General features: G+C 51.7%; 25 protein-coding genes. 9 read left to right on the forward strand and 16 right to left on the reverse strand.

The window, feature by feature from the left end; translation table 11 throughout:
• Nucleotides 1-75: 75 nt before the first annotated feature.
• Both BZG83_RS01410 and BZG83_RS01415 read left to right on the forward strand, forming a co-directional pair.
• Nucleotides 76-3,522, forward strand: a complete 3,447-nt coding sequence (locus BZG83_RS01410) for a hybrid sensor histidine kinase/response regulator (protein ID WP_077479077.1) — start codon at nucleotides 76-78, stop codon at nucleotides 3,520-3,522.
• Nucleotides 3,522-3,746, forward strand: a complete 225-nt coding sequence (locus tag BZG83_RS01415) for a hypothetical protein (protein WP_077479078.1) — start codon at nucleotides 3,522-3,524, stop codon at nucleotides 3,744-3,746. The genes BZG83_RS01410 and BZG83_RS01415 overlap by 1 nt, the downstream gene beginning before the upstream one ends.
• Before the next feature lie 6 nt (nucleotides 3,747-3,752).
• Here BZG83_RS01415 and BZG83_RS01420 read toward each other — a convergent pair whose 3' ends face one another.
• From BZG83_RS01420 to BZG83_RS01450, 7 genes are all read right to left on the reverse strand, one after another.
• Complete coding sequence (locus BZG83_RS01420; RefSeq protein ID WP_077479079.1) at nucleotides 3,753-4,274, reverse strand: hypothetical protein; 522 nt, start codon at nucleotides 4,272-4,274, stop codon at nucleotides 3,753-3,755.
• 72 nt (nucleotides 4,275-4,346) lie between these two features.
• A complete protein-coding gene (locus BZG83_RS01425; protein ID WP_077479080.1) occupies nucleotides 4,347-6,074 on the reverse strand; it encodes a sodium:solute symporter family protein in 1,728 nt (575 codons plus the stop codon).
• 12 nt (nucleotides 6,075-6,086) lie between these two features.
• Nucleotides 6,087-6,353, reverse strand: a complete 267-nt coding sequence (locus tag BZG83_RS01430) for a DUF4212 domain-containing protein (RefSeq protein WP_069586971.1) — start codon at nucleotides 6,351-6,353, stop codon at nucleotides 6,087-6,089.
• Between the two features lie 180 nt (nucleotides 6,354-6,533).
• Complete coding sequence (locus BZG83_RS01435; protein ID WP_077479081.1) at nucleotides 6,534-7,166, reverse strand: MarC family protein; 633 nt, start codon at nucleotides 7,164-7,166, stop codon at nucleotides 6,534-6,536.
• A 37-nt stretch (nucleotides 7,167-7,203) separates the two neighbouring features.
• Complete coding sequence (locus BZG83_RS01440) at nucleotides 7,204-7,836, reverse strand: response regulator transcription factor (protein WP_077479082.1); 633 nt, start codon at nucleotides 7,834-7,836, stop codon at nucleotides 7,204-7,206.
• 87 nt (nucleotides 7,837-7,923) lie between these two features.
• Complete coding sequence (locus tag BZG83_RS01445; RefSeq protein WP_077479083.1) at nucleotides 7,924-8,439, reverse strand: thioredoxin fold domain-containing protein; 516 nt, start codon at nucleotides 8,437-8,439, stop codon at nucleotides 7,924-7,926.
• Between the two features lie 48 nt (nucleotides 8,440-8,487).
• Nucleotides 8,488-9,462: a helix-turn-helix domain-containing protein gene (locus tag BZG83_RS01450; RefSeq protein WP_158011483.1), complete on the reverse strand. Its 975-nt coding sequence runs from the start codon at nucleotides 9,460-9,462 to the stop codon at nucleotides 8,488-8,490.
• Between the two features lie 185 nt (nucleotides 9,463-9,647).
• On the opposite strand from BZG83_RS01450, the gene BZG83_RS01455 reads away from it, so the two are divergent.
• Nucleotides 9,648-11,660 (forward strand): TonB-dependent receptor domain-containing protein, encoded by a 2,013-nt coding sequence (locus BZG83_RS01455; RefSeq protein WP_077479085.1) that lies wholly within the window; start codon nucleotides 9,648-9,650, stop codon nucleotides 11,658-11,660.
• Nucleotides 11,661-11,712: 52 nt separating this feature from the next.
• Nucleotides 11,713-11,997, forward strand: coding sequence for a DUF2218 domain-containing protein (locus BZG83_RS01460; protein ID WP_241825778.1), 285 nt, complete (start codon nucleotides 11,713-11,715; stop codon nucleotides 11,995-11,997).
• On the opposite strand, the gene ykgO is transcribed toward BZG83_RS01460, so the two are convergent.
• Both ykgO and BZG83_RS01470 read right to left on the reverse strand, forming a co-directional pair.
• Nucleotides 11,994-12,137, reverse strand: a complete 144-nt coding sequence (gene ykgO, locus BZG83_RS01465) for a type B 50S ribosomal protein L36 (RefSeq protein ID WP_077479087.1) — start codon at nucleotides 12,135-12,137, stop codon at nucleotides 11,994-11,996. The genes BZG83_RS01460 and ykgO overlap by 4 nt on opposite strands.
• Nucleotides 12,134-12,403, reverse strand: a complete 270-nt coding sequence (locus BZG83_RS01470; RefSeq protein ID WP_077479088.1) for a type B 50S ribosomal protein L31 — start codon at nucleotides 12,401-12,403, stop codon at nucleotides 12,134-12,136. The genes ykgO and BZG83_RS01470 overlap by 4 nt, the downstream gene beginning before the upstream one ends.
• 412 nt (nucleotides 12,404-12,815) lie before the next feature.
• Between BZG83_RS01470 and BZG83_RS01475 the strand changes: the two genes are divergently transcribed.
• The gene (locus BZG83_RS01475) at nucleotides 12,816-14,126 is read left to right on the forward strand and encodes an anaerobic C4-dicarboxylate transporter family protein (RefSeq protein ID WP_077479089.1); all 1,311 of its coding nucleotides are present in this window, start codon (nucleotides 12,816-12,818) and stop codon (nucleotides 14,124-14,126) included.
• Nucleotides 14,127-14,200: 74 nt separating this feature from the next.
• On the opposite strand, the gene aspA is transcribed toward BZG83_RS01475, so the two are convergent.
• The gene (gene aspA, locus BZG83_RS01480) at nucleotides 14,201-15,652 is read right to left on the reverse strand and encodes an aspartate ammonia-lyase (RefSeq protein WP_420876441.1); all 1,452 of its coding nucleotides are present in this window, start codon (nucleotides 15,650-15,652) and stop codon (nucleotides 14,201-14,203) included.
• Between the two features lie 306 nt (nucleotides 15,653-15,958).
• Between aspA and BZG83_RS01485 the strand changes: the two genes are divergently transcribed.
• The gene (locus tag BZG83_RS01485; RefSeq protein ID WP_077456074.1) at nucleotides 15,959-16,474 is read left to right on the forward strand and encodes an FxsA family protein; all 516 of its coding nucleotides are present in this window, start codon (nucleotides 15,959-15,961) and stop codon (nucleotides 16,472-16,474) included.
• A 69-nt stretch (nucleotides 16,475-16,543) separates the two neighbouring features.
• Here the strand turns inward: BZG83_RS01485 and BZG83_RS01490 are convergent, their stop codons facing one another.
• Genes BZG83_RS01490 through BZG83_RS01505 form a run of 4 tightly spaced genes read right to left on the reverse strand, consistent with a single transcriptional unit; the run spans nucleotide 16,544 to nucleotide 21,333 of the window.
• Nucleotides 16,544-18,502, reverse strand: a complete 1,959-nt coding sequence (locus BZG83_RS01490; protein ID WP_077479091.1) for an acetoacetate--CoA ligase — start codon at nucleotides 18,500-18,502, stop codon at nucleotides 16,544-16,546.
• Between the two features lie 9 nt (nucleotides 18,503-18,511).
• Nucleotides 18,512-19,132: a maleylacetoacetate isomerase gene (gene maiA, locus BZG83_RS01495; protein ID WP_077479092.1), complete on the reverse strand. Its 621-nt coding sequence runs from the start codon at nucleotides 19,130-19,132 to the stop codon at nucleotides 18,512-18,514.
• 60 nt (nucleotides 19,133-19,192) lie between these two features.
• A complete protein-coding gene (locus tag BZG83_RS01500; RefSeq protein WP_077479093.1) occupies nucleotides 19,193-20,179 on the reverse strand; it encodes a fumarylacetoacetate hydrolase family protein in 987 nt (328 codons plus the stop codon).
• A gap of 14 nt (nucleotides 20,180-20,193) precedes the next feature.
• Nucleotides 20,194-21,333 (reverse strand): homogentisate 1,2-dioxygenase, encoded by a 1,140-nt coding sequence (locus BZG83_RS01505; protein WP_077479094.1) that lies wholly within the window; start codon nucleotides 21,331-21,333, stop codon nucleotides 20,194-20,196.
• A gap of 232 nt (nucleotides 21,334-21,565) precedes the next feature.
• Between BZG83_RS01505 and BZG83_RS01510 the strand changes: the two genes are divergently transcribed.
• Nucleotides 21,566-22,054: a MarR family winged helix-turn-helix transcriptional regulator gene (locus BZG83_RS01510; protein ID WP_338012742.1), complete on the forward strand. Its 489-nt coding sequence runs from the start codon at nucleotides 21,566-21,568 to the stop codon at nucleotides 22,052-22,054.
• On the opposite strand, the gene BZG83_RS01515 is transcribed toward BZG83_RS01510, so the two are convergent.
• The gene (locus BZG83_RS01515; protein WP_077479096.1) at nucleotides 22,024-23,373 is read right to left on the reverse strand and encodes an MATE family efflux transporter; all 1,350 of its coding nucleotides are present in this window, start codon (nucleotides 23,371-23,373) and stop codon (nucleotides 22,024-22,026) included. The genes BZG83_RS01510 and BZG83_RS01515 overlap by 31 nt on opposite strands.
• Before the next feature lie 219 nt (nucleotides 23,374-23,592).
• On the opposite strand from BZG83_RS01515, the gene BZG83_RS01520 reads away from it, so the two are divergent.
• Complete coding sequence (locus tag BZG83_RS01520; protein WP_069586954.1) at nucleotides 23,593-23,883, forward strand: co-chaperone GroES; 291 nt, start codon at nucleotides 23,593-23,595, stop codon at nucleotides 23,881-23,883.
• A 43-nt stretch (nucleotides 23,884-23,926) separates the two neighbouring features.
• Nucleotides 23,927-25,573: a chaperonin GroEL gene (gene groL / locus BZG83_RS01525; RefSeq protein ID WP_077456079.1), complete on the forward strand. Its 1,647-nt coding sequence runs from the start codon at nucleotides 23,927-23,929 to the stop codon at nucleotides 25,571-25,573.
• A gap of 78 nt (nucleotides 25,574-25,651) precedes the next feature.
• Here the strand turns inward: groL and BZG83_RS01530 are convergent, their stop codons facing one another.
• Nucleotides 25,652-25,984 carry an SMR family transporter gene (locus tag BZG83_RS01530; RefSeq protein ID WP_069586952.1) on the reverse strand — a complete coding sequence of 111 codons (333 nt, stop codon included), beginning with the start codon at nucleotides 25,982-25,984 and terminating at the stop codon, nucleotides 25,652-25,654.
• Nucleotides 25,985-26,384: the final 400 nt, after the last annotated feature.

Here is a 26,384-nt window from a genome sequence, read left to right on the forward strand (position 1 = left end):
AGATTGAGCCGGTGTCTGTCGCGTGTTACACCCTTCTAGGCGGACGAAAAATACGCAGGAGTCAGGAAGGGAGTCATGACACAAGGCTGGGTAATTGTCTCGGTTTCACTACTGTACATRGGGACGCTGTTTGCCATCGCATGGTATGGCGACAGCCGCCCGCGTTGGCTACGAACGTGGCGCCCTTGGATCTATAGCCTTTCTATCGCGGTCTATTGTACCTCGTGGACTTTCTTCGGTACGGTCGGTCAAGCCTCTAGCTCGCCGTGGTCGTTTTTACCTATCTATTTAGCGCCCATTTTAGTGTTCACGCTGGGATGGCGCTTTCTCGCCCGCATGATCTTAATTGCCAAACGAGAGCACATCACTTCGATTGCCGACTTTATCGCGGCACGTTATGGCAAATCACAAGGATTGGCGGTGGTGGTTACCTTGATTGCTGTCATCGGTGTTCTGCCCTATATCGCGCTGCAGCTGCGCGGTATCGCTATGGGGTTAGATGTGCTTTCGCCTGAGCTCGGAGCCAGCATTGGCCTAGAGCAACCCCAAATAGCATGGTTGGTATGCATCTCGCTCGCGATGTTCACCGTGTTGTTTGRCACACGCCATATCGATAGCACCGAGCACCATCGCGGTATGATGATGGCGATTGCGTTTGAATCGGTGATCAAACTGGTCGCCTTTTTGGGCATTGGCGTATTTGTGGTGGCACTCTTGTTTCAAGCGCCGAGCTTGCCCATGAGTCTCGAAGAGTCTGGCGTAATCGGACGGCCGGATATTGGTAATTTAATCATTCATACCTTTCTAACTGCCGCAGCCATTATTTGTTTGCCGCGTCAGTTTCATACCATGGTGGTGGAGAATACCCGTGCCAGCGATCTCAATACTGCCCGCAAAGTATTCCCTACCTATCTATTACTGATGTTGGTATTTGTTTTGCCACTCGCGTACGCCGGACAAATGCTGATCCCAGACGCCCCAGCGGATACGTATGTGATTCGTTTGCCCTTATCGGTGGGTGCCGAAGGCATGGCGTTATTGGCTTTCATGGGGGGCGCATCAGCGGCGAGTGGTATGGTCATTGTCTCGACCATTGCGCTTGCCATTATGGTCTCGAATGATCTGGTGTTGCCCCTTTTACTGCGGCGGATGAAGATGACGTCGCGTAACTTCACGCAGTTCTCTGGCCTTTTGCTCAACGTCCGTCGCGCCTTAATTTTCCTGATTCTTATTGCCGCTTGGGGCTTTTACCACCTGATTTTAACGGTGCCAACTTTATCAGAAATTGGCTTTCTCTCTTTTGCGGCCATTGCGCAGTTTGCTCCCGCGATGATCGGTGCCTTATATTGGCGCCAAGGTAATAAGAAAGGCGTGTATGCCGGCTTGGCGGTAGGATTTAGCTTGTGGCTGATCACCATGATGACGCAAACCGGCATGCTTGCCGGCGATGGGCAGAGCAACTTGTTGATTTGGGTGATCACACCACCGGCGATTGCGCCTATTGCAACGCTAGATCCCATCGATTGGGGCTTGGCATTTAGTGTGTTAATGAACGCTGCCAGTTTTGTGGCCGTGTCACTGTTAACCCGACCGTCTTTGAGTGAGCGACTGCAAGCCGCCGCATTTGTGGGCATGCCGCTACCAGAAAGTGAAGATGCACGCCTATATCAAAGTCGAGTCACGGTGGCAGAACTGGAAATGCTTGCGGCCCGTTTTGTTGGCCGGCGGCGGATGCGTCAGGCATTTAGCCAATTTGCCGATCAACGTGGTGAAGACTTGATCCCGCAACAGCAAGCAAGTGCCCCTTTGATTCGTCATACTGAACGCGTGTTGGCGGGAGTGTTTGGGGCATCGTCTGCGCGGCTGGTGCTATCGTCTGCCTTACAAGGGCGGAATATGCAGCTGGAAGAAATTGCCACCATTGTTGATGAAGCGTCTGAGTTGTTTGATTTCTCGCGCGGTTTGCTCCAAGGCGCTATTGAACATATTAATCAAGGGATCTCGGTGGTCGACAAACAGCTACGGCTGGTGGCGTGGAACCAACGTTATATTGATATGTTTCAGTTTCCACCCGGATTGATTCAGGTGGGACGCCCGGTCGCTGATTTGATTCGATTTAATGCCCAACGCGGACTTTGTGGACCGGGCGATCCGGAAGAGCATGTAGAGAAACGAGTCCATCATTTAACACGCCGTCAGCCGCATACCTCCTCACGTGTGCACCCTGATGGACGGGTCATTGAGCTCCAAGGTAACCCCATGCCCGGTGGTGGGTTCGTGATGACCTTTACCGACATTACTGCGTTTCGCCAAGCGGAGGCGGCGCTTAAGCAATCCAATGAAACCTTGGAAGCACGAGTGACGGAGCGCACCCGTGAGCTTGAATCCCTCAATAGCCGTTTGATTGATGCCACCCGTAAAGCTGAATCGGCGTCTCAGTCGAAAAGCCGTTTTCTCGCGGCGGTCAGTCACGACTTGATGCAGCCTTTGAATGCGGCGCGCTTATTTGCCTCCTCGCTATCGGAGATTGCCCATAATGCCGACACGCAACGGGTTGCTGGCCACATTGAAAGCGCACTGGAAGGGGCAGAGGATTTGATTGGTGACTTGCTGGATATCTCGCGATTAGAGTCGGGCAAGATGAAAGCACGGATTGAACACTTTGCATTAAATGATGTACTCACGGCATTGGAAGCAGAGTTTGGCGTATTGGCCAACCAACAAGGCATGCGCTTTGATGTTCAACACTGTCAAGGCTGGGTTCGTTCAGATAAAAAACTGCTTCGCCGCGTACTGCAAAACTTTTTGACTAATGCCTTTCGCTATAACCCGAGGGGGCGGGTGTTATTGGGAGTACGTCGCGAAGAAAACCGATACCGTATTGAAGTGTGGGATGATGGAGCAGGGATCCCGCATGATCGTCAGCAAGATATTTTCCAAGAATTTACTCGCCTTGACCGTCAAGGTGCAGAGCAAGGATTGGGGCTGGGACTTGCGATCGCGAAAGGGATCAGCCAGATCTTACAGCAGCCGCTTGGGTTGCGCTCTTGGCCCGGCAAAGGCACGGTTTTTTCTATCTCGGTTGATCAAGGCACTCCCGAGGCCGTGGTGCCCGCCGAGCCGCGCTCACACAGTGATGTTGCAGCGAGTGCGCTGAAAGGATGCCGTGTGCTGTGTGTGGATAACGAAGCCGATATTCTAACCGGCATGGCACAGTTGTTATCGCGCTGGGGGTGTGATGTCCGTTGTGCGCCGGATGTCAGTGGCGCGATGCAACAAATTAATGACGATTGGCACCCAGAGTTTGTGCTCAGTGACTACCATTTAGCTAATCAACAAACGGGGTTGCAGGTCTTACAACAATGTCAGTTGCGTTTAGGGCGCTGTTTCCGTGGCGCGATTATCAGCGCAGATCGCAGTGCTGACATTCAACAATCGGTCACTGGACTGGGGTTTGCTTACATTTCCAAGCCAGTAAAACCACTCAAACTTCGCGCTTTATTACAGCAACGAGGACAGTAATGGATCCATTTAGTATTTCTCGTCTCGACACAGACATTGGCACGGTCCGAGTGGAAGGTCGGTTTAATCCCGTGGATGGACATATCRACATAGACGATCTTGCCCATTTGGACAGCAATGGCTGGACGGACGTGAACCACTGGCTGACGGAGCAGGCCTATGAGCATAAAGTCGCCACGATCGTGCACGCCATTCGTGGCTATTTAATGGGCAGCGATGCGTAGCAAAGACTAGGACGCGTCCTGTGCTTTCTGATGCTCGCTGTAGAATGTTTTATGCTCAATAAAAGTGGTCGGTGCCTCGGCAAAGTAGTAGCTACCATCCACACTCACTGCGAGTCGAATTTGCGCTTGCTCATTGGCGGGGGCGGGAAGCGACACCTGCCAAGTCGTGCCGGTTTCATCTGTCGCTTGCATTGATTGTGGCTGAGGCTCGTTGCCTGYATGCGCCATGCTGATCCTCGCGCCTTCGAGGGGTAACGCGCTCGCTAAACGCAGTGTTAGCCGATTATTCTGCACGCCGTCAGATTCTAATTTTAACTTTATATCGCCATTTTCAAGCTGACAAAAGCCACTGGTGTAACGACAATTTGAGCGAACCGCAAGCGGGTAACTTTGTCCTGACTGGGCCGCTTGAGGGGGCTCAGACACACTGGCATCGACGGCAAAATAAGCGATGATGGCTAAGACTGGCGCAACCAGCATCGCAATGACGACATGCTTGTTCGTTAATAATCGTGTGACCGTTGACATCAGGCCTCTCCTTGGCTGGAAGTAACCAATAGTATAAAAGCCCCCGTAGGGGCTTGATAGGTTAATACTGTATTAGTGTGATTGCGCATCGCCTGCGCCCGATGGCATGCGAACGTGTTCGACCAAATCTTGTACCTCTTGTGGGGTTTCTTTGGTCACTCGAGAAACGAGGATAGCCACCACAAAGTTACAGATTGCACCGACGGCACCAAATGCATTAGGTTCAATCCCTAAGATCCAATTGCTGCCAAGACCTTCTAGGTATGTCCATTCAGGGATAAATAGGATCCCTTTGTGTTGGAATACATAGAACAGGGTGACACTGATCCCCGCAACCATCCCTGCGATCGCCCCTTCCTTGTTGATGGTCTTGGTAAAGATCCCCATCATCAGTACTGGGAAGATTGATGAAGCGGCGAGACCAAAGGCTAATGCCACCGTTCCAGCGGCGAAGCCAGGCGGATTCAGTCCCAAATAGCCAGCACCGGCGATGGCTAATGCCATGGATATCCGGCTCGCCATGAGCTCGCCTTTTTCACTGATATTCGGGTTAACGACCCCTTTGATTAAGTCGTGGGATATGGCTGACGATATCGCAAGCAATAACCCAGCGGCAGTCGACAGTGCCGCAGCAAGACCACCGGCAGCCACTAGTGCAATCACCCAGTTAGGCAGCTTGGCAATTTCGGGATTAGCGAGCACCATGATATCGCGGTCAACACGCAGCTCATTGGTTTCTGGATCAGAGGTGTACTGAATTTTCTGGTCACCGTTTTTGTCTTCAAAACCGAGCAGGCCAGTAGTTTCCCAGTTTTTAAACCAGTCCGGACGCTCGTCGTACAGCAAATTATCACCATTAGGTAGATTGACGGTGTCCATCAAGTTTAAGCGAGCCATCGCGGCGACTGCAGGGGCTGAGGTATACAAAATCGCGATAAAGAAGAGTGCCCAGCCAGCAGAGGTTCGCGCATCGCGCACCTTAGGAACGGTGAAAAAGCGAATAATTACGTGAGGTAGACCTGCGGTACCGATCATCAGCGACATGGTGTAGGCAAACATATTGAGCGTGCTGCCACGCACCGCGGTAGTGTATTCGACAAAACCGAGCTCGGTGACCACTTGGTCGAGCCGGTCGAGCAAATACTGATCCGTACCTGCCATGGTGCTACCCAGGCCTAACTGTGGGAACGGATTGCCGGTGAGCTTCAGCGAGATAAAARTAGCAGGGATCGTATACGCCAAAATAAGCACGCAATACTGAGCAATTTGGGTATAAGTAATGCCTTTCATCCCGCCCATCACGGAATACATAAAGACAATCACCATACCGATTAACAGCCCAGTGGAGTAATCGACTTCCAAGAAGCGTCCAAATGCGACCCCAACCCCTTTCATCTGACCGATAACATAAGTGACCGAAGCGATAATCAAGCAAACCACCGCCACGATACGCGCGGTTTTCGAATAAAAGCGCTCACCGACAAACTCGGGGACGGTAAACTTGCCAAATTTACGCAGGTAAGGTGCGAGGAGTAGGGCGAGCAGCACAAAGCCACCGGTCCAGCCCATCAAAAAGACCGAGCCGCCATAACCCATAAAGGCAATCAAACCGGCCATAGAAATGAAGGAGGCTGCTGACATCCAGTCGGCTGCGGTGGCCATCCCGTTTGCAACGGGGTTAACCCCACCGCCAGCGACATAAAACTCTTTGGTTGAGCCTGCTCGAGCCCAGATCGCAATCCCGATATAGAGGGCGAACGTGAACCCGACAACAATGTAAGTAATGGTTCTTAAATCCATGCGTGTTCCCTCTTACTCGTCGTCTACACCGAACTCGCGATCGAGTTTGCGCATCTGTTTGGCATACACAAAAATGATGCCAAGGAAGGTATAAATTGAGCCTTGTTGAGCGAACCAAAATCCCAATTTATAGCCTGCGATTTGAATCGTGTTGAGGGCATCTACGAATAAGATCCCAAAACCGAATGAGACAACAAACCAGACAATCAGCAAGCTGATCATCAGTTTTACGTTTCTCTCCCAGTAGGCTTTCGCGTGTTCCTTGCTTTGAAACGCCATCGCCATCTCCTTGTTTAACACGTTAATGGAATGTTACATGAAGACGATAGCAGTGGATGGGCAAAGCGACATTGCAACTTTAGTCGAGCCACAAGGGCGCCAATATGGCGAAAAGGCAGGATTTTTGTGAGCTAGGTTGGGCTAGCTCGGGGTGAGCTAGCCACGACTTGCGCCAAAGGTCTAAGTCAGGTGATAAAACTTTTGGATCCCTTCGAGCAAATTAGCAACGGCGACGGAGGCGAGGATTAGCCCCATGACACGACTGACAATCGAGGCGCCGACGTTGCCGATCACTTTGTGTATCACATTGGCCCCAAGGAGTAAGACCAAGGTCGCGGCTAAGACTAAAAACATCACTCCGGCAGTAATGGCTTGCTCAGCAATGGCATAGCGGTTGTTATCCGTGAGCATGACGATGGCCATCATCGCGCCGGGTGAGGCGATAGACGGCACCGCCAAGGGATACACCGCGGTGGCGGCTATCTCGGCCTTATCCACGTTTTCGCTGAGCATTTTGGCTTCTTGACTGGGTTTGCCCTCGCCGAAAATCATGGTTAAAGAAAATAACAGCAATACCAGCCCGCCTGCCGCCTGAAAGGCGGGCAAAGGGATTTGCATGGCTTCGAGTAAAAGCTGACCGACAATTAAGAAGAACAATAAAATCGCGAACGCGATCGCTACCGCTTTTACGGCCACGCGGCGCTTTTGTTTGGGGGTCATGTGGCTGGTTTGCGAGAGATAGATGGGCACGCTACCGACAGGATCGATCACGGCCCATAAAATCACGAATTGCGTAGCAAGAATACTTAACATAAGCGGCGCTCCAAGGTCGAGATGTGGCGCTAGCGTATCAAAGTTCGATATTCGATTGCTGCAATAAAATCACCGCTTGGGTGCGATTTTTTACCCCGAGCTTGCGAAAAATAGCCGTCATATGGGCTTTGATAGTGGCTTCGGAGACCGCTAAGTCGTAAGCGATCTGTTTATTCAGCAAGCCATCGCAAAGCATACGTAGTACTTTGTATTGTTGCGGCGTTAAGGCGGCTAATTTGCTCGACAGGCATTCACTGTCGTCATCGTCACCTAAATCATCAGGAAAGCAGGGGGTGCCTTCGAGGACTTGGGTTAACGATTGTACCAGCGTACGCATATCGCTGGATTTAGGAATAAAGCCGAACGCGCCATGGGAGCGCACTTGACGGATTACACTGGGCTCTTCACTGGCGGAGACTACCACAATCGGCAGCGTCGGGTATTGGTGACGCAGGGCAATTAATCCCGACATGCCATTGGCCCCCGGCATTTTTAGATCCAGTAGCACTAAATCGACCTCAGCATCGCGTGCCAACAGATCGTTCAAACTATCCAGACTATCTGCTTCGAGTAGATTCGCGCCGCTGACAGCCATATGCACTGATTGAAATAAGGCATTTCGAAACAGCGGATGGTCGTCAGCGATCACAATGGTATGTTGCGCTTCCATGGTGTTTATGCCGCTCCCGTGTTTCTTTCAACGCTACCACTGGGTGTGCGGTTTATCAATTTTGTAACAAAGGAACTAAGAGATTGATCATTCCTTGCTTTTGGCCCGAACCATGAGTCCGTGTTCAGAAAGATGGGAGAGAAATGTCTCGGGAGGTAAAAAGCCGGTTACGCGTGCGGTTTCATGTCGTTCACCACTGGGTAGCCAAAAGTCGAGGGTGGGTAAGCCCGCTACATTTTGGCGACGCATAAGGGCAAAATCTTCAGGACGATTATGGCTAAGGTTCACTTTAATCCGGTGCATGCGGTTAAGTTGCTGAGCCACGTCGGGATCGGTAAAGGTTTGTGTGGCGAACTGCTTACACGGAATGCACCAATCGGCGTAGTAATCGACAAAGGCGATTTTCTGACTCGCGGCTGCGTTGGCGAGCTCTGCATCAAGCGCTGTTTGGCTGTTGACGGTCACAAACGTTGGCGCCTCGACGGTATGCGATGCGTTTGCAGGCGCGGTGGCTTGTTGCGAGTGAACAATATAAAGCGCACTGGCGCCTAATGCGGCAATCAACGCCCCAGCCGTCAGTGCGAAGCGGCGACCCTGTCTCATACTTTTTCCTTTTCATGCTAATAGGATGAGTATACACAAATACCATGATCACACCGCATGGGTGTGCGACTGGATCAACTGCCCGGGCGTCATACCAAACTGACGCTTAAATGCGGTGACGAAATTAGAGGGATGATGGTAGCCCGCCCAGTAAGCCGCTTCGCCAATTGACATTGCCTCATGCAGTAACTTTTCTTTGACCACCGCGAGCCGGCGGCGCCGAATGTAATCAGACACGGGCACGCCCAGATGGGTACGAAAACGACGCTGCAGTGTGCTGCGGCTCAGGCCGCAAGCCTGCGCGATGGTCGATAAGGTCAATGCGGTATGCAGTTTGGTCTCAATATACGCGACGGCTTTTGCGACTTGCGGTTCATGGGTGGTAGGGATGTGTTCGACAACAGGCTCAATGATCCGATGAGCGGCTTGGTCACACAGATGCTTGATGATGGTGAGTGCATGTAGATGCTGGGTCAGGGGATCAGCCTCATGTTGCCGATTAATACTGGGCAATAAGGCGCGAATGGAGTCAAGTATGGAGGTACTCGGTTGCCAGCGTACACTGCCTAAATGATGGCGATGCAAGCCACTAAGCAGTGGCAAGGCTTGCTCGTCTGCATAGCCATTAAGCCAATCGGGGGGTAGCAGTATATTCACTTTTTTCAGGTGGTTACCTTCAATTAAGCGACGGCGAAAGGTGCTATCACGACCCACGGAGACGGCAAGCGCTTGGGGCTGGTGGCGTGCATCACACCGATAGGTGTGGCCATCGTAGGCAAACTCTAGCACGCCCTCGAGTACTATCACTAGCGTGATCCCCAGATGGGCACGGTGGAGCACATTGGCATCACATAACTCATCGGTGATCCCGCCATCGATCTGCAATCCACCTGGGCATAAGGTATGTGAGAACTGCCCACGTACCAAAGATTGCGTTCCTTGCGAGTGGTTAGCCATGATCTCGGCGTGACCCTCTGTGCTGGATTCTCGTTGTGTGCAAACAACAGACACGGGTGCTGCCATAGTTTTCCCCCTTAACATGCTGCATCAACGCGCTATGCATAAAAGCTCTGCACATAAAAGCTCTGCGCATAAAAGCTTGATGCACGCACATAATTCTTTTTTCTTCCTGAAAATCACTTAAACGTTAACATAAATGCGAATTAGTATCATTTAGTTGTTTGGGTTACCCAAGAAGGAAATGAATTATGACGTTGTTACTTCCCGTCAAGGCGCGTCCGGCTTTGCTTGSGCTGAGCATTGCCAGTGCTTTGTGTCCCTCTGCGATGGCTGATAGCCCCGAAGGTGAAAGCATAGAAACGGTATCCGTGTGGGGCACAAAAGTGTCTAGCTCCTCCCGTTATCTGGGGGAAGCTGATCTTACCGTGAAGCAGCCCGATCACCTTTCTGACTTATTACGTGATATTCCCGGTGTGGATGTGGGCGGCACGCACTCGCTTACCCAGCGTATTAATATCCGTGGCTTTACCGAACAAGATTTGGATATCACCGTCGATGGCGCCTCACAAGGCGGTAAAATGTTCCACCACATCAGCAACCTCACTTTAAATCCTGACATTTTGCAGCGTGTTGATGTCGCGGTGGGCGCATCGTCGATTCTCACCAGCGAGCTGGGGGGCGCGGTCGCGTTTGAAACCAAAGATCCGTACGATCTCTTGCGTGCGAATGAGACATTTGGGGCACGCTTGAGTGGCGGTTGGGGCAGTAACGATTACCAACAAGGCTCATTGACCGTTTATGGGTTGTTGAGTGATGAATGGGATGCGATGGCATATATCAGCCGTTTTGATCGCGACAACTTTAAAGACGGCAATGGGCATCGTACCTTCGGCGGTGAAGGTGAGGTCACTAATGGCTTAGTGAAACTAGGTTGGGAGCCTGAGAGTGGGCATCGCTTTGAAGTCAGTTATGACAAGTACCGCGATAAGGGCGATTACCTGCCGCGTCCTGATATGGGCGTGAGCTTCAACCGCAATCGCACGGGCGAAATGACCCTGCCAGTGACCTACGATCGTGATACCGCGACGATCAACTATGAATATACGCCGTCACAAACCATCGAATTAAAAGCGCTGGCCTATTATAACCAGCTGTCACTCACCCGTGATGAAACCGAATTTGCGACCCACCCATTTCTGGCTGACCGCAAAGGCGTTAACGTGGCAGAAGACACGAATATTGGGGTAAAACTCAGTGTATCGCAGCGTATTGGCGATCATCAGCTCGCGTACGGTGCGCACTATGAAAACCAAGACAACGACACCCAATTTGCCAAACCGGGTGTACAGATTTTGGAGTCGGCCGACAAGATTGCGCTGTATGTGGAAGACAAGATAGCGCTGACCTCACGCTTTTCTGTGACGCCAGCGGTACGTTATGACAGCTTTGATCGTCGAGCGACCAGCTCGAGTCAGCGTTACGATGATGTGTCGCTGGCCTTGGGTGCAGAGTTTGTCGCTACTGACTATCTCACCCTGTTTGCCAACAGTCGAGAGCTGCACAAAGCGCCGCCATTGAATGAATCATTCACCACCACAGCACTGAGTGAAAGCGCGGATAAAGACTTGAGAGCCGAGCATGGCCGGACCGATGAAATTGGTATGCGCCTCTCGAATGCCGCGGCGCAAGAAGACTACTTGTTAACCGCCAATCTGACGGTGTATCGCACTGAGCTCGATGATGAAATTGTGGTGCGTAGTTACAAAGATGGCAGTGGTAACTGGGCTTATGAAACCACCAACCGTGGCGATGCCACCTATCGTGGCTTTGAGGCCAGTACCTATTGGGCATGGCAGCAGTGGACGGCGTCAGCCAGTTACAGTCGCACGGATGTGAGTTATTCAGAGGCGTATCAACTGGATCAAATTTTTGGTCGCGCTCGCCACCTCGGCGATACCCTTGCCTTGAATGTGGATTACGCGTTGAACAGCTGGGATGTGCTGCTGGGGTGGAACACCCAAATTCAGCGCTCGACCACAGTTCCTGATAGCAACTTGACCAAACCGGGCTACACAGTACACGACGTGTTCGCTCAGTGGCAACCAATGACGGTAGACGGGTTCACTTTGACGGCAGGGATCGACAACTTGTTTGACAGTCGCTATCGCTCGCATGCGTCAACGTCAGGTGAACGAGGCGCAGAAATTCTCGATTACGAGCCTGGCCGCAACATTAAATTGACGGCGTCCTATCAATTTTAACGCGATGAGGCTGGCATCTATGCCAGCCTACCAAGGAGAACGTATGCCGAGTATGACAACGATAATTGAGTCCGAGCATGCCCCACGTTACTTGCAGACCTTGTGTCGTCACTTTGGTCGCAAAGTCGAGGCGAGCTGGGATGAGCAAACAGGACGTGTGCATTTCCCTGCGGGTGTGTGCGATATGCAGGTGCAAGGGACCCAGTTGCGTGTTACATGCCACGCCGACGATGAGGCGAACTTGACCTTAGTGACTGAAACGGTCAGTAGCCACATCAAGATGTTTGCCCGCCGAGAAGCACTGCCCCATCAGTGGCAGTGCGTCGCAGACGCTTAGGCGCGTTTTTTCACCCGCCCCTGCACGGCTTTAAAACGTGAATTGGTTTTGCAAATAACAAACATGCGCCCGCGACGACGGACAACCTGACAATCAGGGTGACGCTGGCGGGCGCTTTTCAGTGAGTTCACGACCTTCATGACCTCTCCTTTTGGCTGCCACCAATTTGGCCAAACTTGCGGGCGAAGTGTGCCGCGCGTCCTTCTTTGTTTGTGACCCGCTGTTTACCCGTGTACACCGGATGCGATGCACTCGAGACATCGAGTGGAAAATAGGGATAGGTTTTACCGTCGTGCCACTCAATGGTACGTGACGTTTGCAAGGTTGAACCAATCATAAAATAGGTATCGACACTGGTGTCATGGAACACGACTTGTTGATACGGAGGGTGGATATCTTTTTTCACCGTGGAGTGCCTCTTGTCGTTGTATTTAATTGTTATGTTATATCATAACAATTAAATGTGAGGAAGCGGTGAATTGATCAATAACCCAACAGGCATTGGCGAAACAATCTGCGTTAAAGATCTCATTTTACGAACTTTTTGTTATGAAGGACGCAAAAGTGTTAGTTTTTATTACTTATATCAACACGCGTGTTACTGCTCACGGATAGCCTGTCATCCATGATGCTGCGCATGCGTGCACATCCCCTTCACGGAAGGCAAACATCATGATGATGCACAGACAAGGAACCGTCTCGACACTCATATCCCAATAACACTGGTTAACGTTGGCGACATCAGGGCGAAATGACAGACGATCATGGCGTTGGCTAGTAAGGAAATTGGGCCCAACTATCCAGAGTAGGAGAGCGTTATGTTTTTGGTTGAGTTTTTAGTAGTACTCAGCTGCATCTTGATTGGTGCCCGAATTGGCGGCATTGGTTTAGGTGTGATGGGCGGGGTTGGCCTCGCGATATTAAGTTTTGGGTTTGGTATGCAACCCACGCATCCACCGATTGATGTCATGCTGATGATCATGGCAGTCGTTGCCGCTGCAGCCAGTATGCAGGCAGCCGGTGGTCTCGATTTTCTGATTAAAATTGCCACGGGGATTTTGCGTAAAAACCCGCGTCACATTACCTTTATTGCCCCCTTAGTGACCTATGTCTTTACCATGATGGCGGGGACAGGACACGTTGCTTATTCCGTGTTGCCTGTGATTGCGGAAGTGAGCCGCCGTAGTGGCATTCGCCCGGCACGCCCATTAAGTATGGCGGTTATCGCCTCGCAATTTGCGATTGTGGCCAGCCCCATCGCTGCTGCTGTGGTGGCCTGCGTGGCCTTTTTAGAGCCACAAGGGATTACGCTCACCGATGTGCTGTCAGTGACCATTCCCAGTACCTTTATCGGTCTTGCGCTTGCGTGTGTGATCGTCAATAAGCTTGGCAAAGAGCTTAAAGACGATCCTGAGTACCAACGCCGCCTTCAAGACCCAGCATTTCGCGCWGAAATGGAAGCATCATCGACCGTGGAAGAGGTCGAGGTGACGCCGGAAGCGAAAAAATCGGTGACCTTATTTTTACTCGGGGCCATTACCGTGGTGCTAATGGGGGCGTTTCCTTCGTTGCGCCCAGCGTTTGACGGCGAGCCTCTTGGCATGGCGCACACCATTGAAATTGTGATGCTGTCAGTCGGTGCACTGATCATCTTGACCTGTAAACCGGATGGCAATGCGATTAGCCAAGGTTCGGTGTTTCATGCGGGTATGCGTGCCATTGTCGCTATCTTTGGTATTGCGTGGCTGGGTGACACCTTGATTGGTGGGCATGCGGATATGGTAAAAGACGCCGTGTCTGGCTTGGTTGAGGTGGCGCCTTGGACGTTCGCCTTTGCCTTGTTTGCGCTATCGGTCATGGTGAATAGCCAAGGTGCAACAACGGCTGTGCTGGTGCCAGTAGCGATTACACTGGGTCTGCCACCCTCAATTATCATCGCGACCTTTGTGGCGGTAAATGGTTACTTCTTTATCCCTAATTATGGTCCTATCATTGCTTCTATTGATTTTGACCGAACAGGGACAACTCAGATTGGTAAATATGTGTTTAACCACAGCTTTATGGTGCCGGGGTTGCTCAGTATGGTCTTCAGTATTGCCTGCGGTTTGTTACTCACTCAGGTGCTGTAAGCCAATAGAAAGACAGGTGAATAATAAAAAAGGGCGCATTGAGCGCCCTTGTTGATCAGATAACCGTTATTCACTTAGGCGTTAAAGCGTTTACCGCGATACTTGGGATGCATCAGGTTGTCGACGGAGAAGATGTCTTCAAGTTCTTCTTCGGACATTAACCCGCGTTCTAGCACCACTTCTTTCACGCTCTTTCCTGTTTCCGCACAAATCTTGCCGACAATATCGCCCTCGTGGTGGCCGATAAAGGGGTTGAGATAAGTGATAATCCCAATCGAGTTGTGCACATAGTGCTCGCACACCTCTTGGTTGACGGTAATCCCGCTTACACACTTCTCACCCAAGTTCCGGCAGCCATTCGCCAGAATGGAAATAGACTCAAACAGTGCCTGTCCAATCACGGGCTCCATCACGTTAAGCTGAAGTTGGCCGGCTTCGGCGGCAAACGTAATGGTGGTATCGTTGCCCATCACCTTAAAGCACACTTGGTTGACTACCTCGGGGATCACTGGGTTGACCTTGGCGGGCATAATGGATGAACCTGCCTGCATTTCGGGTAGGTTAATCTCATTGAGTCCCGCACGTGGGCCCGAGGAGAGTAGACGCAAGTCGTTACAGATCTTCGATAGTTTCACCGCCAAGCGTTTCAGCGCGCCGTGGACCATGACATACGCGCCACAGTCTGACGTGGCTTCAATCAAATCTTCGGCCGGGATACATGGCAGACCTGTGATTTCAGCCAGATGTTTTACCGCCAGTTGCTGATAGCCTTCTGCGGCATTCAACTTGGTGCCAATCGCGGTCGCGCCGAGATTGACTTCGAGCAGCAGTGCGGCGGTATATTTAATGTTCTTAATCTCTTCACGCAGTAGTACCGAAAAGGCTTTGAACTCTTGTCCGACCGTCATCGGTACTGCGTCTTGCAGCTGGGTGCGGCCCATCTTCAGTACGTGAGAGTAAGTCTCCGCTTTTTTGTTGAATTCGTTTTGCAGATAATCAATCGCATCCATCAATTTGAGAATGCTGTTGTAGACTGCAATTCGGAAGCCGGTGGGGTACGCACAGTTGGTCGATTGGCTCTTATTGACGTGGTCGTTGGGGTTAATCACATCATAGTCACCTTTCTCATGCCCCATCAGTTCAAGCGCAAGGTTGGCAATCACCTCGTTAGCATTCATGTTCACTGAGGTGCCTGCGCCGCCTTGGAAGACATCCGAGGGGAACTGATCCATGCATTTACCCGTTTCCAAAATCTGGTCACAGGCTTTGATAATGTAGTCACCGACATCAGAGGGGATCACGCCGAGTTCTTGGTTTGCCATCGCGGCGGCTTTTTTGGTGTAAACCATGCCGCGTACGAAATCGGGAATGTCTGAAATACGGGTACTTGAGATGGTAAAGTTCTCAATGGCGCGCAAGGTGTGAATACCGTAATACGCATCGGCTGGAACAGCGCGTTGACCGAGTAAGTCTTCTTCAAGGCGGGTTGCAGTAGTCAGCGTAGGGGTATCATTGGGTGTAATAATCGTCTGAGACATGTGTTGGCCTTAACATCAAAGTTATTATAATGATTAAAACGTCGCCACAAATTTTGCTGTAGAATCCATTCCTCAGAGATTTTGGCTGGATGTATCGTCTCTTACATCCTTTCGCCGCTATTAGAGCATATGATGTGGTGAAAAGGGCTGACACCGGTCACAGCACTAAGAGGAGGCGATAACAAAATGCGCTTTCTTGCCGCGAGATTCAAGCAGTAAATCCACTTTCCCGATTCGGCTTTTGCGTGATTTTGATGTTAGGATGAAAAGTGAATTTCCAGTGCGAGGTGAACCGTGTTTCCAGTTTTATTACTGCTATTTATTTTGGTGCCAGTGATCGAAATTGGCCTGTTTATTCAGGTTGGTGGCTGGCTGGGGCTGTGGCCCACACTGGCGCTGGTTTTGATTACCGCGTTTGTCGGTGCGTCTTTGGTGCGAAGCCAAGGCATTATGACCTTGGCTTCGGTGCAAGACAGGCTCAACCGAGGGGAATTACCCGCTCAGCAAATCCTTGAAGGCGTGATGCTGGCCGTCGCCGGTGTGCTGCTGTTAACGCCAGGTTTTATGACCGATGCGATGGGGATGTTGGTGCTTTTACCTGGGCCGCGAGCCGCGCTCGCCAAACAAGTGATGAAGCGCGTCACTGTGTCTCAAGCAGGCTTTAGCCAAGGTAGCTTCCATCAAGGGGGCAATGCGCAAGGTCCTTTTGGTGAGGATCCGTTCCGTCGCGGAGGCCGTGGTGAGGATGGCAATACCTTTGAGGGAGAATATGAGCGCAAAGATGACGATGATGACCATCGCCTGCGCTAAGCCATGTCGGGATTAAACTCAGCCAAAAGGCCGCATGAGGATGCGGCCTTTTTCGATCATGGCGTCAGCTTACTCGGTGAGCTCGGGGCGCTGGCGGTATTGGTCGAGTGATGCTGGGTTATCCAGTGCGCTTAACTGTGCCACGTCTTGGCCATGGACCACATCGCGCACCGCTAACTCGGCCAGTTTCCCTGACTTGGTGCGTGGAATATCGCTCACCTCGGCAATTACGGCGGGAACGTGACGCGGCGTGCACTGGGTGCGGATGGTTTTTTTGATGGTTTGCTTGAGTGACTCATCCAGTGTCACGCCGGCGGCGAGTTTGACGAATAGCACCACGCGGACATCATTTTGCCATTGCTGGCCGATGACCACCGAATCCATGATCTCGCTAAGCTGATTCACATGGCGATAGATTTCCGCCGTACCAATTCGCACCCCGCCTGGGTTCAATACCGCATCAGACCGGCCATAGAACACCATGCCACCTTGTGCGGTCAGGCGTACATAGTCACCATGAAACCAGATATCATCAATCTTGTTCCAATAGGCATTGTGGTAGCGGCTGCCATCGGTATCGTGCCAAAAGCCAACCGGCTGGTTGGGGAAGCTATTACAGCACACCAGCTCCCCTTTCTGCTCCTCGACCGCTTGGCCTTGGGCGTTAAACACTTGTACATCGAGCGCCAAGCCGCGCTTTTGGCTTTCGCCGCGATAAACCGGTGACAGCGGGCTGCCAAGAACAAAGCAGCCACAAATGTCGGTGCCACCCGCAATCGAGCTTAACTGAAGATCAGACTTTATCTTTTGATAGACATAATCAAACTGCTCGGGCGCAAGTACCGAGCCGGTCGAACACAGGACGCGTAGCGACGCCAGCGAGTAATCCTCTTTTGGCGCCACCCCTTGTTTTTCCAATGCCTCTAAGTATTYCGCCGCCGTACCAAAAAGGGTGATCTGATGCCGCTCGGCCAGTCGCCAAAGTACCCCCGCATCCGGATAAAACGGCGAGCCATCATAAAGCACTAAGGTCGCGCCACTTGCCAAGGCACTGACCTGCCAATTCCACATCATCCAGCCGCAGGTGGTGAAATAGAAAAAGCGATCGCCGGGGCGCACATCCGAATGGAGCTGATGCTCTTTCAAATGATTGAGCAATATCCCGCCCACCGAATGAATTATGCACTTGGGCTTACCCGTGGTGCCGGAAGAGTACAGCACAAAGAGTGGCGCATTGAACGCCACGCGGGTAAAGCGAAGCGGCGGCGCGTCCTTGGCTAATAAGTCTTGCCAGTTATCCACGCTAGCAGGTAAAGAAGGTCGATCGCCATCAAAAGGGATCACCACTAGGCGCTCAATGGCTGGTACGTTATCCACCACCTGCTGCGCTTTATTCAGGCAGTCATAGGTTTTGCCGTTGTAGTGGTAATGATCGGTGGTAAACAGCACTTTGGGCTCGGTTTGGCCAAAACGGTCTAACACACTGTCGACGCCAAAGTCCGGTGAGGTTGAGGTCCAAATCGCGCCCAGTGCTGCGGTGGCAAGCATCGCAATCACGGTTTCAGGCAGATTAGGTAAATAGCCGGCAATCACATCGCCTGGTTGAACGCCTTGCGTATCTAGGTAGTGACGGATGACCGCCACCTGATCGACGAGCTCGCGCCAAGTGAGGGTGCGTGCTACCTCATGCTCACCGCTAAAAATCATCGCTGGTTGGTCGGCATATTGCTCTGCGTGCTTGAGCAGGTTTTCGGCATAGTTCAGACGTGCGGTGGGAAACCACTGGCTATCCCGATTAGGGTGCTCGGGGTCGATATCGCACACTCTCTCGCCCGGATCGCCGATCACGCCGGAAAATTGCCATAATTGTTGCCAAAAATCGCCGCTTTGACGCACTGACCATGCATAAAGATCGTCATAGCCACTCAGCTGGGTGTCGTGAGTCTGATTCACGGCACGGATAAACGCGGCGAGTAAGGTGTGGGTTTGACGTTCCTTATCCGGCGCCCACAACAATCCGTCTTTCATGTCCTCTCCTTAGCTCTTATCAGGGTGTGCCTGTATAAATGCATCCAGCGTTTGGCATTGTGATTCAATGCGCGTCAAAGTTGGGTAGGCCGTTAAATCAAACGCAAATCGGCGTGCATTAAACAGCTGCGCGACTAAACAAATATCGGCCAAATTAGGCGCTTCTCCGCCGATAAAGGGGCTGTCTAATCCCTGTAGTTTGGCTTCCAAGCCATCGAACCCTTGTTTTAGCCAATGGTGATACCAAGTGATTTTGTCATCATCACTGTGGCCAAAGGGGCCGGTTAAGTATTGCAGAACCCGTAAGTTATTGAGTGGATGCACATCACAGGCAATATCGAGCGCCAGAGATCGGCACTGGGCTTTTTGCACTGGATCACTGGGGAGCAGTTTGACCTGTGGATAGCGCTCGTCGAGGTATTCGATAATGGCGAGCGATTGGCTCAAGGTGACATCGCCATCGACCAAGGTAGGCACTAAACCGGCGGGATTGAGCGAGCGATAGGCGTCGCTGTGCTGGTGTTTATCCAGCAAAGACACGGTTTCTCGTTGGTAGCTGAGGCCTTTAAGGCCAAGGGCGATGCGGACGCGGTAGGCCGCGGTCGACTTACTGTAATCATAAAGCAGCATACAAGCTCCTAGGCGGCGTCAACGTAAAGCGCGCCCAGAGGCACCAGGCGCGCATCAAGGTTACTCTGCGATGTAACGGGTCACAGTTTGCTCAATGGCGCCGAAAATAGACGCATTTTGGCTGTCGCGCATATCGATGGTGACGCTATCGCCAAAGGTCATAAACGGAGTTTTTGCCTCGCCTTGGTCGATAATTTCCAGCATGCGCTTTTCGGCTAAGCAGCAAGAGCCTTTACTGCGATCGGTATTGGAGACGGTGCCGGAGCCAATAATGGTCCCAGCGCTGACATGGCGGCTTTTCGCCACATGCGCGACCAGCTCGGCAAAATCAAAGGTCATATCCACACCCGCGTCGGGCGAACCGAACCATTCGCCGTTGAGGGTGACATGCATCGGTAGGTGGACTTTATGATCGCGCCAGTGATCGCCCAGCTCATCTGGGGTAACCGCCACTGGTGAAAATGCAGAAGCCGGCTTAGATTGGAAAAAGCCGAACCCTTTGGCAAGCTCGCCGGGGATCAGGTTGCGCAGTGAAACGTCGTTGACCAGCATCAGCAGTTTAATGTGTTGGCCCGCTTTGTCAGCACTAAGGTGCATGGGGACGTCATCGGTGACGACGGCAAGCTCGGCTTCAAAGTCACAACCCCACGCATCATCGACCAATTCAATCTCGTCACGTGGGCCGAGAAAGCCATCAGACATGCCTTGATACATCAGTGGGTCGGTCCAAAAACTCTCAGGCATTTGTGCGCCGCGTGCTTTGCGCACCAGTTCAACGTGGTTAACGTAGGCGCTACCATCCGCCCACTGATAGGCGCGGGGCAGTGGTGAGTCGCAGACACTCGGGTCAAAGGCAAAGGACTCACTGACTTGGTTGTCGTTGAGCGCGTCGTAGCGCTGAGTCAGTTTGGGCGCAAGGGTCGCCCAATTATCGAGTGCCGCTTGTAGTGTGGGCGCAATATCGTCGGCGTGGACGGCGCGAGTAAGGTCACGAGAGACCAAAATCAATTTGCCATCACGTCCGTGTTTGAGTGAAGCCAGTTTCATTGCTTTCTCCTTCGCTATTCTGCGTCACTTGGCGTGCGCCAAGAGTAAACATAATCGGTCAGCTCGGTGGCTTTCGCCGCGTCGCCCATATCAAGTGGCATGCGGGTATCGATCATCACCGCCACTTCATCGGTCTCTTTTTTCTGATGCTTTTTGCCCGCGGCGAACGCTTTTGGGTGAGGGCCATGTGGGAAGCCACAAGGGTGTAGGGTCACCATGCCGGCATCAATGTTATCGCGGCTGAAAAAGTCACCTTGGTGATAGAAAAGCACCTCATCATAGTCATCGTTATTGTGGTAGAAAGGCACCTTCAGTGCGCCAGGATCGGACTCGATCGGGCGGGGGACAAAGGTACAAATCACAAAACCTTGTGCGACAAAGGTGGTGTGCGCCGATGGCGGCAAGTGATAACGATGGCTCATTAATGGGCGGATATCTCGCCAGTTGAGTCGGAACACGGTGAGGTTACCCTTCCAGCCCACGGCATCGAGTGGGTTATAAGGATAAGTGACGCGGTTAAGCTGTTGGCGCGATTTAATTATCACCTGCCAGCTTTCGCTGTCGGATTGCTGGGCTTTAAAGCTATCGTCAATGCGTGCATGTTCTAACACTGCGGGGTCAAACACCGCATGTTCGCCGACAATGCCTCGTTCGGCGCTCATATAGGAGCCGTGTGTCGCTTCAATCATCAACAAGGTGGTGGCCTCATCCGGCACCAGTCGCCAGCTGGTGGCGCGAGGAATGATCAAATAATCGCCTTTGGTATAGCGCAAGTGGCCATAATCGCAATACAGCGAGCCTTCGCCCTGATGGACAAATAAGCAATCGTCGCCATCACTGTTGCGCACCAGATAAGACATGGCAGTATCGGTGCGCCATAAGCGAACCTGAACGTTGGCATTGGATAACAGCACAGGCGCATCCATTGGTGACGTGCCTTGAGTTTCAACTCGGTTGGTGTCAAAAGCATGCGGTCGCAATGGGCCTTCCCACTCGCTCCAGCCCGTCGGGGGATGGCGGTGATACATATGACTCGCCGGGCCAAAAAAGCCTTCCTTACCACACTCGCGCTCGTAGGTTCCCTCGGGAAAGTCGCAGTGGGCTTGACGTGAGGCATCCCCTTCACGAATGGGGAATGAAAACCACTTTCGCATAACTCGCTCCTTGTGCTGGGCGGCCGAGTTCACTGGGACCGCCAAATAGTTTCAAAAGAAACAATCTATCCGTTTATACTAGCGATCAGAGATAAGAAAAAGCAACGCACCGTTAACAAATATTTTACCTTGTGTGTTCAGTATTTTTGCCGCCTAAAAATCGTAAGTGTAAACAAAGCACTACCTTTGCATCTTATCGAAGCCTCTCGTAAAGTAGGCTATATGATTTCATTTGAAACTAACTGACATGACCCTTCCTCATTTAGCACTCGATAGCTTTTTGCCGTATAAGTTGGTCCACACGGCGGAGTTGGTCGCCGACAGTCTTGCGGCACGTTATGAAGCAGAGTTTGGATTGTCGCGTCCAGAATGGCGCGTGCTGGCCTCTTTGGGCGCACGGGATGGCGTGATGGCGAAAGATTTAGCCGCAGAAACACGGCTGGATAAAGTGAAAGTGTCGCGCTTGCTTACCCGTTTAGAGCAACATCAGTTGGTAGAGCGACGCGCATGCCAAGGTGATCAGCGCGCCGCGTTAGTCCATTTGACCGACAAAGGCCGCACCCATTACCAGACCATTGTTCCCAAAGTACTGGAGTGGGAAAAAGCCATGCTCGAGGGACTCAGTGCGGCGCAGTATCAAGCGCTTTATCAGGCGTTAGATGCGTTGCAGCACCGCGTTCAAGAGCTGGCTCAGACGGGCAATGATGCCGCGAGTGTCTGACGGCGCAACACCACAGCATACAGGTACGCCATAATACCGGCGAGCAGATTAGCAATGGCGATGCCCGCAAACAGACCATGGGTGCCGTTGACCATGCCGCCCAACCATGCACAGGGCACCAAGAAGACAAACAAACGGACGAGGTTGCAGGCGAACGAATGCAGCGAACGTTTCATCGCATTCAGGCCGCCGACCAATAACATCAAGGTGCCTTGTAAGCCGTAACTGGCCGGGACCACCATTAAATAGTGGGCAATTTCTTGTTGAACCCGCACATCGTCACTGAACAAATCCGCAATCAAATCGATAAAAGGCCACAGCGACAAGTACAAGGCAAATTGAAACAAGATGGCAAAGCGCATCGCGCTAAACAGCGCCTGAAAGGCCCGTTGATGGTATTGCGCACCAAAGTTTTGCGACATTAAGGGCGTGAGCGATGACGTCATCGCCATCATCACAATTAATAAAATGGCTTCAATGCGTTGAGCGGCGCCATAGGCAGCAACACTTTCTGTCCCCTGTGAGGCAAGCATCATCATTAAAATGGCACCTGCGGCCGGGTTTAAGGCATTGGTCATTCCAGCCGGCATACCAATTTTAAGGATCTGACGCACATCAGTCGCCAGTTTCGTCCATTGTGGCGCCATCAACAGTCGCTCGCGGCGGATAAGAATACTCAACGCGGCAACTAATGCCCCCGCCCAACTGACGGCGCTGGCGATGGCCGCCCCTTGCACTCCCAGTTCTGGAAATGGGCCCAAGCCAAAAATCAGTAAGGGGTCGAGCGCTCCATTAATCAGGCCGGAGACCATCATGATTTTTGCTGGGGTTTTTGTATCGCCCGTGGCGCGGATAGCCGCGTTCCCTGCCATCGGCACGACGAGCAATGGAATAGTGAGATACCACACCTGCATGTAATCGTGGATTAACGGCAATAAGTTATCGCTTGCCCCCAACGCTGAGAACACCGGATTGATGGTGGCGGCTCCTAACCAACCGACGACCATCACCATGAGTACCGCCAAGATCAAACCATGACTCGAGACCCGCGCGGCATCTTGATGATCACCCTGGCCGAGTAATCGCGCGACCAAGGCGGCAATGCCGACCCCTAATCCTAGCGTGATGGAGTTAACTGCAAAGGTGATGGGAAAGGTGAAGCTCACCGCAGCGAGTGCTTCCGTGCCAAGCAGTGAAATAAAGAAGGTATCCACCACATTAAACATGATGATCGCGAACAGCCCAAATACCATGGGCACGGTCATCTTACGCAATGTGAGGTTGATCGGGGCGGACAGCAGCCCGTGTTTGTCGTTCATAATCTCTGATCACTGGGTTGGGACGGCTTACCCTAGCGGATCGCACCTAGGTGAGGAAGCTGCCGGGTAAAAAAAATCAAAAAAATTGCTGTAAAACCCTTGGGAAAGAAAAAGGGCGTCCCCACATAGGGAGTTACATCAGGAACCGGACGCATGAACGGCCTGTGTGCATACTTACTTCATCAAACGGAACATCATTACTAATTCAGGAGACGACCGATGAACATTCGTCCACTACATGATCGCGTTATCGTTGAGCGCCAAGAAGCTGAGTCTAAATCAGCAGGCGGCATCGTGTTAACTGGTTCTGCTGCAGAAAAGTCTACTCGCGGTAAAGTACTGGCGGTAGGCAATGGCCGTATTCTTGAAAACGGCAACGTGCAGCCATTGGACGTTAAAGTGGGTGACACTGTTATCTTCTCTGAAGGCTTCGGTACTAAGAGTGAAAAAATCGACGGTAAAGAAGTCCTGATCCTGTCAGAAAGCGACATTATGGCAATCGTTGAGTAATTCATTTCACCTCCAATCAAGAACGTAAGAAAGGAATAGAATCATGGCTGCTAAAGACGTTAAATTTAGTGACGACGCGCGTGCGAAAATGCTCGAAGGTGTGAATGTTCTGGCGGATGCCGTGAAAGTCACACTAGGCCCTAAAGGTCGTAACGTTGTTCTAGACAAATCATTCGGTGCGCCAACTATCACCAAAGACGGCGTGTCTGTTGCCCGTGAAATCGAGCTGGAAGACAAGTTCCAGAACATGGGCGCACAAATGGTAAAAGAAGTCGCTTCACAAGCAAATGATGCGGCAGGTGACGGTACGACCACTGCAACTGTATTGGCGCAATCTATCGTCAATGAAGGCTTGAAAGCGGTTGCTGCGGGCATGAACCCAATGGATCTGAAGCGTGGTATCGACAAAGCGGTGGTTGCTGCGGTTGAAGAGCTGAAAAAACTGTCTTCACCTTGCTCAACCAGCAATGCGATCGCTCAGGTGGGTACTATCTCTGCCAACTCAGATGAGACTGTGGGTAAGATCATTGCTGAAGCCATGGACAAAGTAGGTCGCGACGGCGTTATTACTGTTGAAGAAGGTCAATCTCTGCAAGACGAGCTGAGCGTTGTTGAAGGCATGCAGTTCGACCGTGGTTACCTGTCTCCTTACTTCATCAACAACCAAGAAGCTGGCAACGTTGAGCTGGATAACCCATTTATCCTGCTGATCGACAAAAAAGTGTCTAACATCCGTGAGCTGCTACCAACGCTAGAAGCGGTTTCTAAAGCATCTCGTCCACTGCTGATCATCGCAGAAGATGTTGAAGGTGAAGCGCTGGCTACCTTGGTGGTTAACAACATGCGTGGCATCGTGAAAGTTGCTGCCGTGAAAGCCCCTGGCTTTGGTGATCGTCGTAAAGCGATGCTACAAGACATCGCGACACTGACTGCTGGTACCGTGATCTCAGAAGAGATTGGCATGGAACTGGAGAAAGTGACGCTGGAAGATCTAGGCCAAGCTAAGCGTGTCACTGTTACTAAAGACAACACCACCATTATCGATGGTGTTGGTGAAGAAGCCTCTATCGAAGCGCGTGTTGCTCAAATTCGTCAACAAATCGAAGAAGCGAGCTCAGACTACGACAAAGAAAAACTGCAAGAGCGCGTCGCCAAACTGGCTGGTGGTGTTGCAGTAATCAAAGTCGGCGCAGCGACCGAAGTCGAAATGAAAGAGAAGAAAGATCGCGTTGAAGATGCTCTGCACGCGACTCGTGCGGCAGTGGAAGAAGGCGTGGTTGCCGGTGGTGGCGTTGCGCTTATCCGTGCCGCTAGCAAAGTTGGCGAGCTGAAAGGCGATAACGAAGAGCAAAACGTCGGTATCCGTGTTGCACTGCGCGCCATGGAAGCGCCTATTCGTCAAATCGCGACTAACGCGGGTGACGAAGATTCAGTGGTTGCGAACAATGTGAAAGCAGGTGACGGTAACTATGGTTACAACGCCGCAACCGGTGAATACGGTGACATGATCGAAATGGGTATTCTTGACCCAACCAAAGTGACTCGTAGTGCACTGCAATTTGCTGCCTCTGTTGCTGGTCTAATGATCACCACCGAAGCAATGGTTACTGACTTGCCACAAAAAGACGGCGGTGCTGATATGGGCGCTGCTGGTATGGGTGGCATGGGCGGAATGGGCGGCATGATGTAATTGCCTTTCCCCTGAACAAGAAAAACCCAGCTTCGGCTGGGTTTTTTGTTTTAGTTCGACCGTCAGTGGGCGTGATAACTAGTGCGGAGATGCAGATGAAAATAAATTCATCACGGCCACACCGGCAACAATCAGCGCCATTCCAATCACCGCCGGCGTATCAAGCTTCTGACCGAAGACCAACCAACCAATGAGCGCTATCAAAGTCACACCGGCGCCAGCCCAGATGGCATAAGCAATACCCACAGGGATCGCTCGGAGTGTTAGCGCAAGCAAATAGAAGGAAAAACTGTATCCCACCACCACTAATACGGAAGGGACGAGCTTAGAAAAGCCGTCACTGTTTTTGAGTGATGCGGTTGCAATCACCTCTGCCACGATGGCAAACCCCAGAAAAAGCCAATGCTTCATATCGATGACTCCCTAGTGAGAAACAGAGCGACTATGCTACCAGCCCGAATGTATGATGTATGCCACATTTTATGGAAAGAGCAGAGGGTGGGTACTATAATAGTAAGCTTGGTAAGCGAAAGTTGGACGGTTTTTGCTGGTTTATTAAACAAAACGACCGTTTCTGTTCACTTTTTGCGCTAACGAAAAGTTTTTTGCAAAAAGGGGTTGCGGGAAAAACTGAAATCTCTATACTGCGCTTCCTGTCGACGGGGCAATGAGACGCAAGTCACGAAATGCCGACCACTAAATCGACACGCTCTTTAACAATTTGACCTATGCAATCTGTGTGGGCACTCGTTGAGAATAGACAAAAAGATTTATTCGATGAACTGAGTGACCAAACGACAACTTTTATAGT

The organism is Salinivibrio sp. PR919 (assembly GCF_001995355.1).
Classification (GTDB): domain Bacteria; phylum Pseudomonadota; class Gammaproteobacteria; order Enterobacterales; family Vibrionaceae; genus Salinivibrio; species Salinivibrio proteolyticus.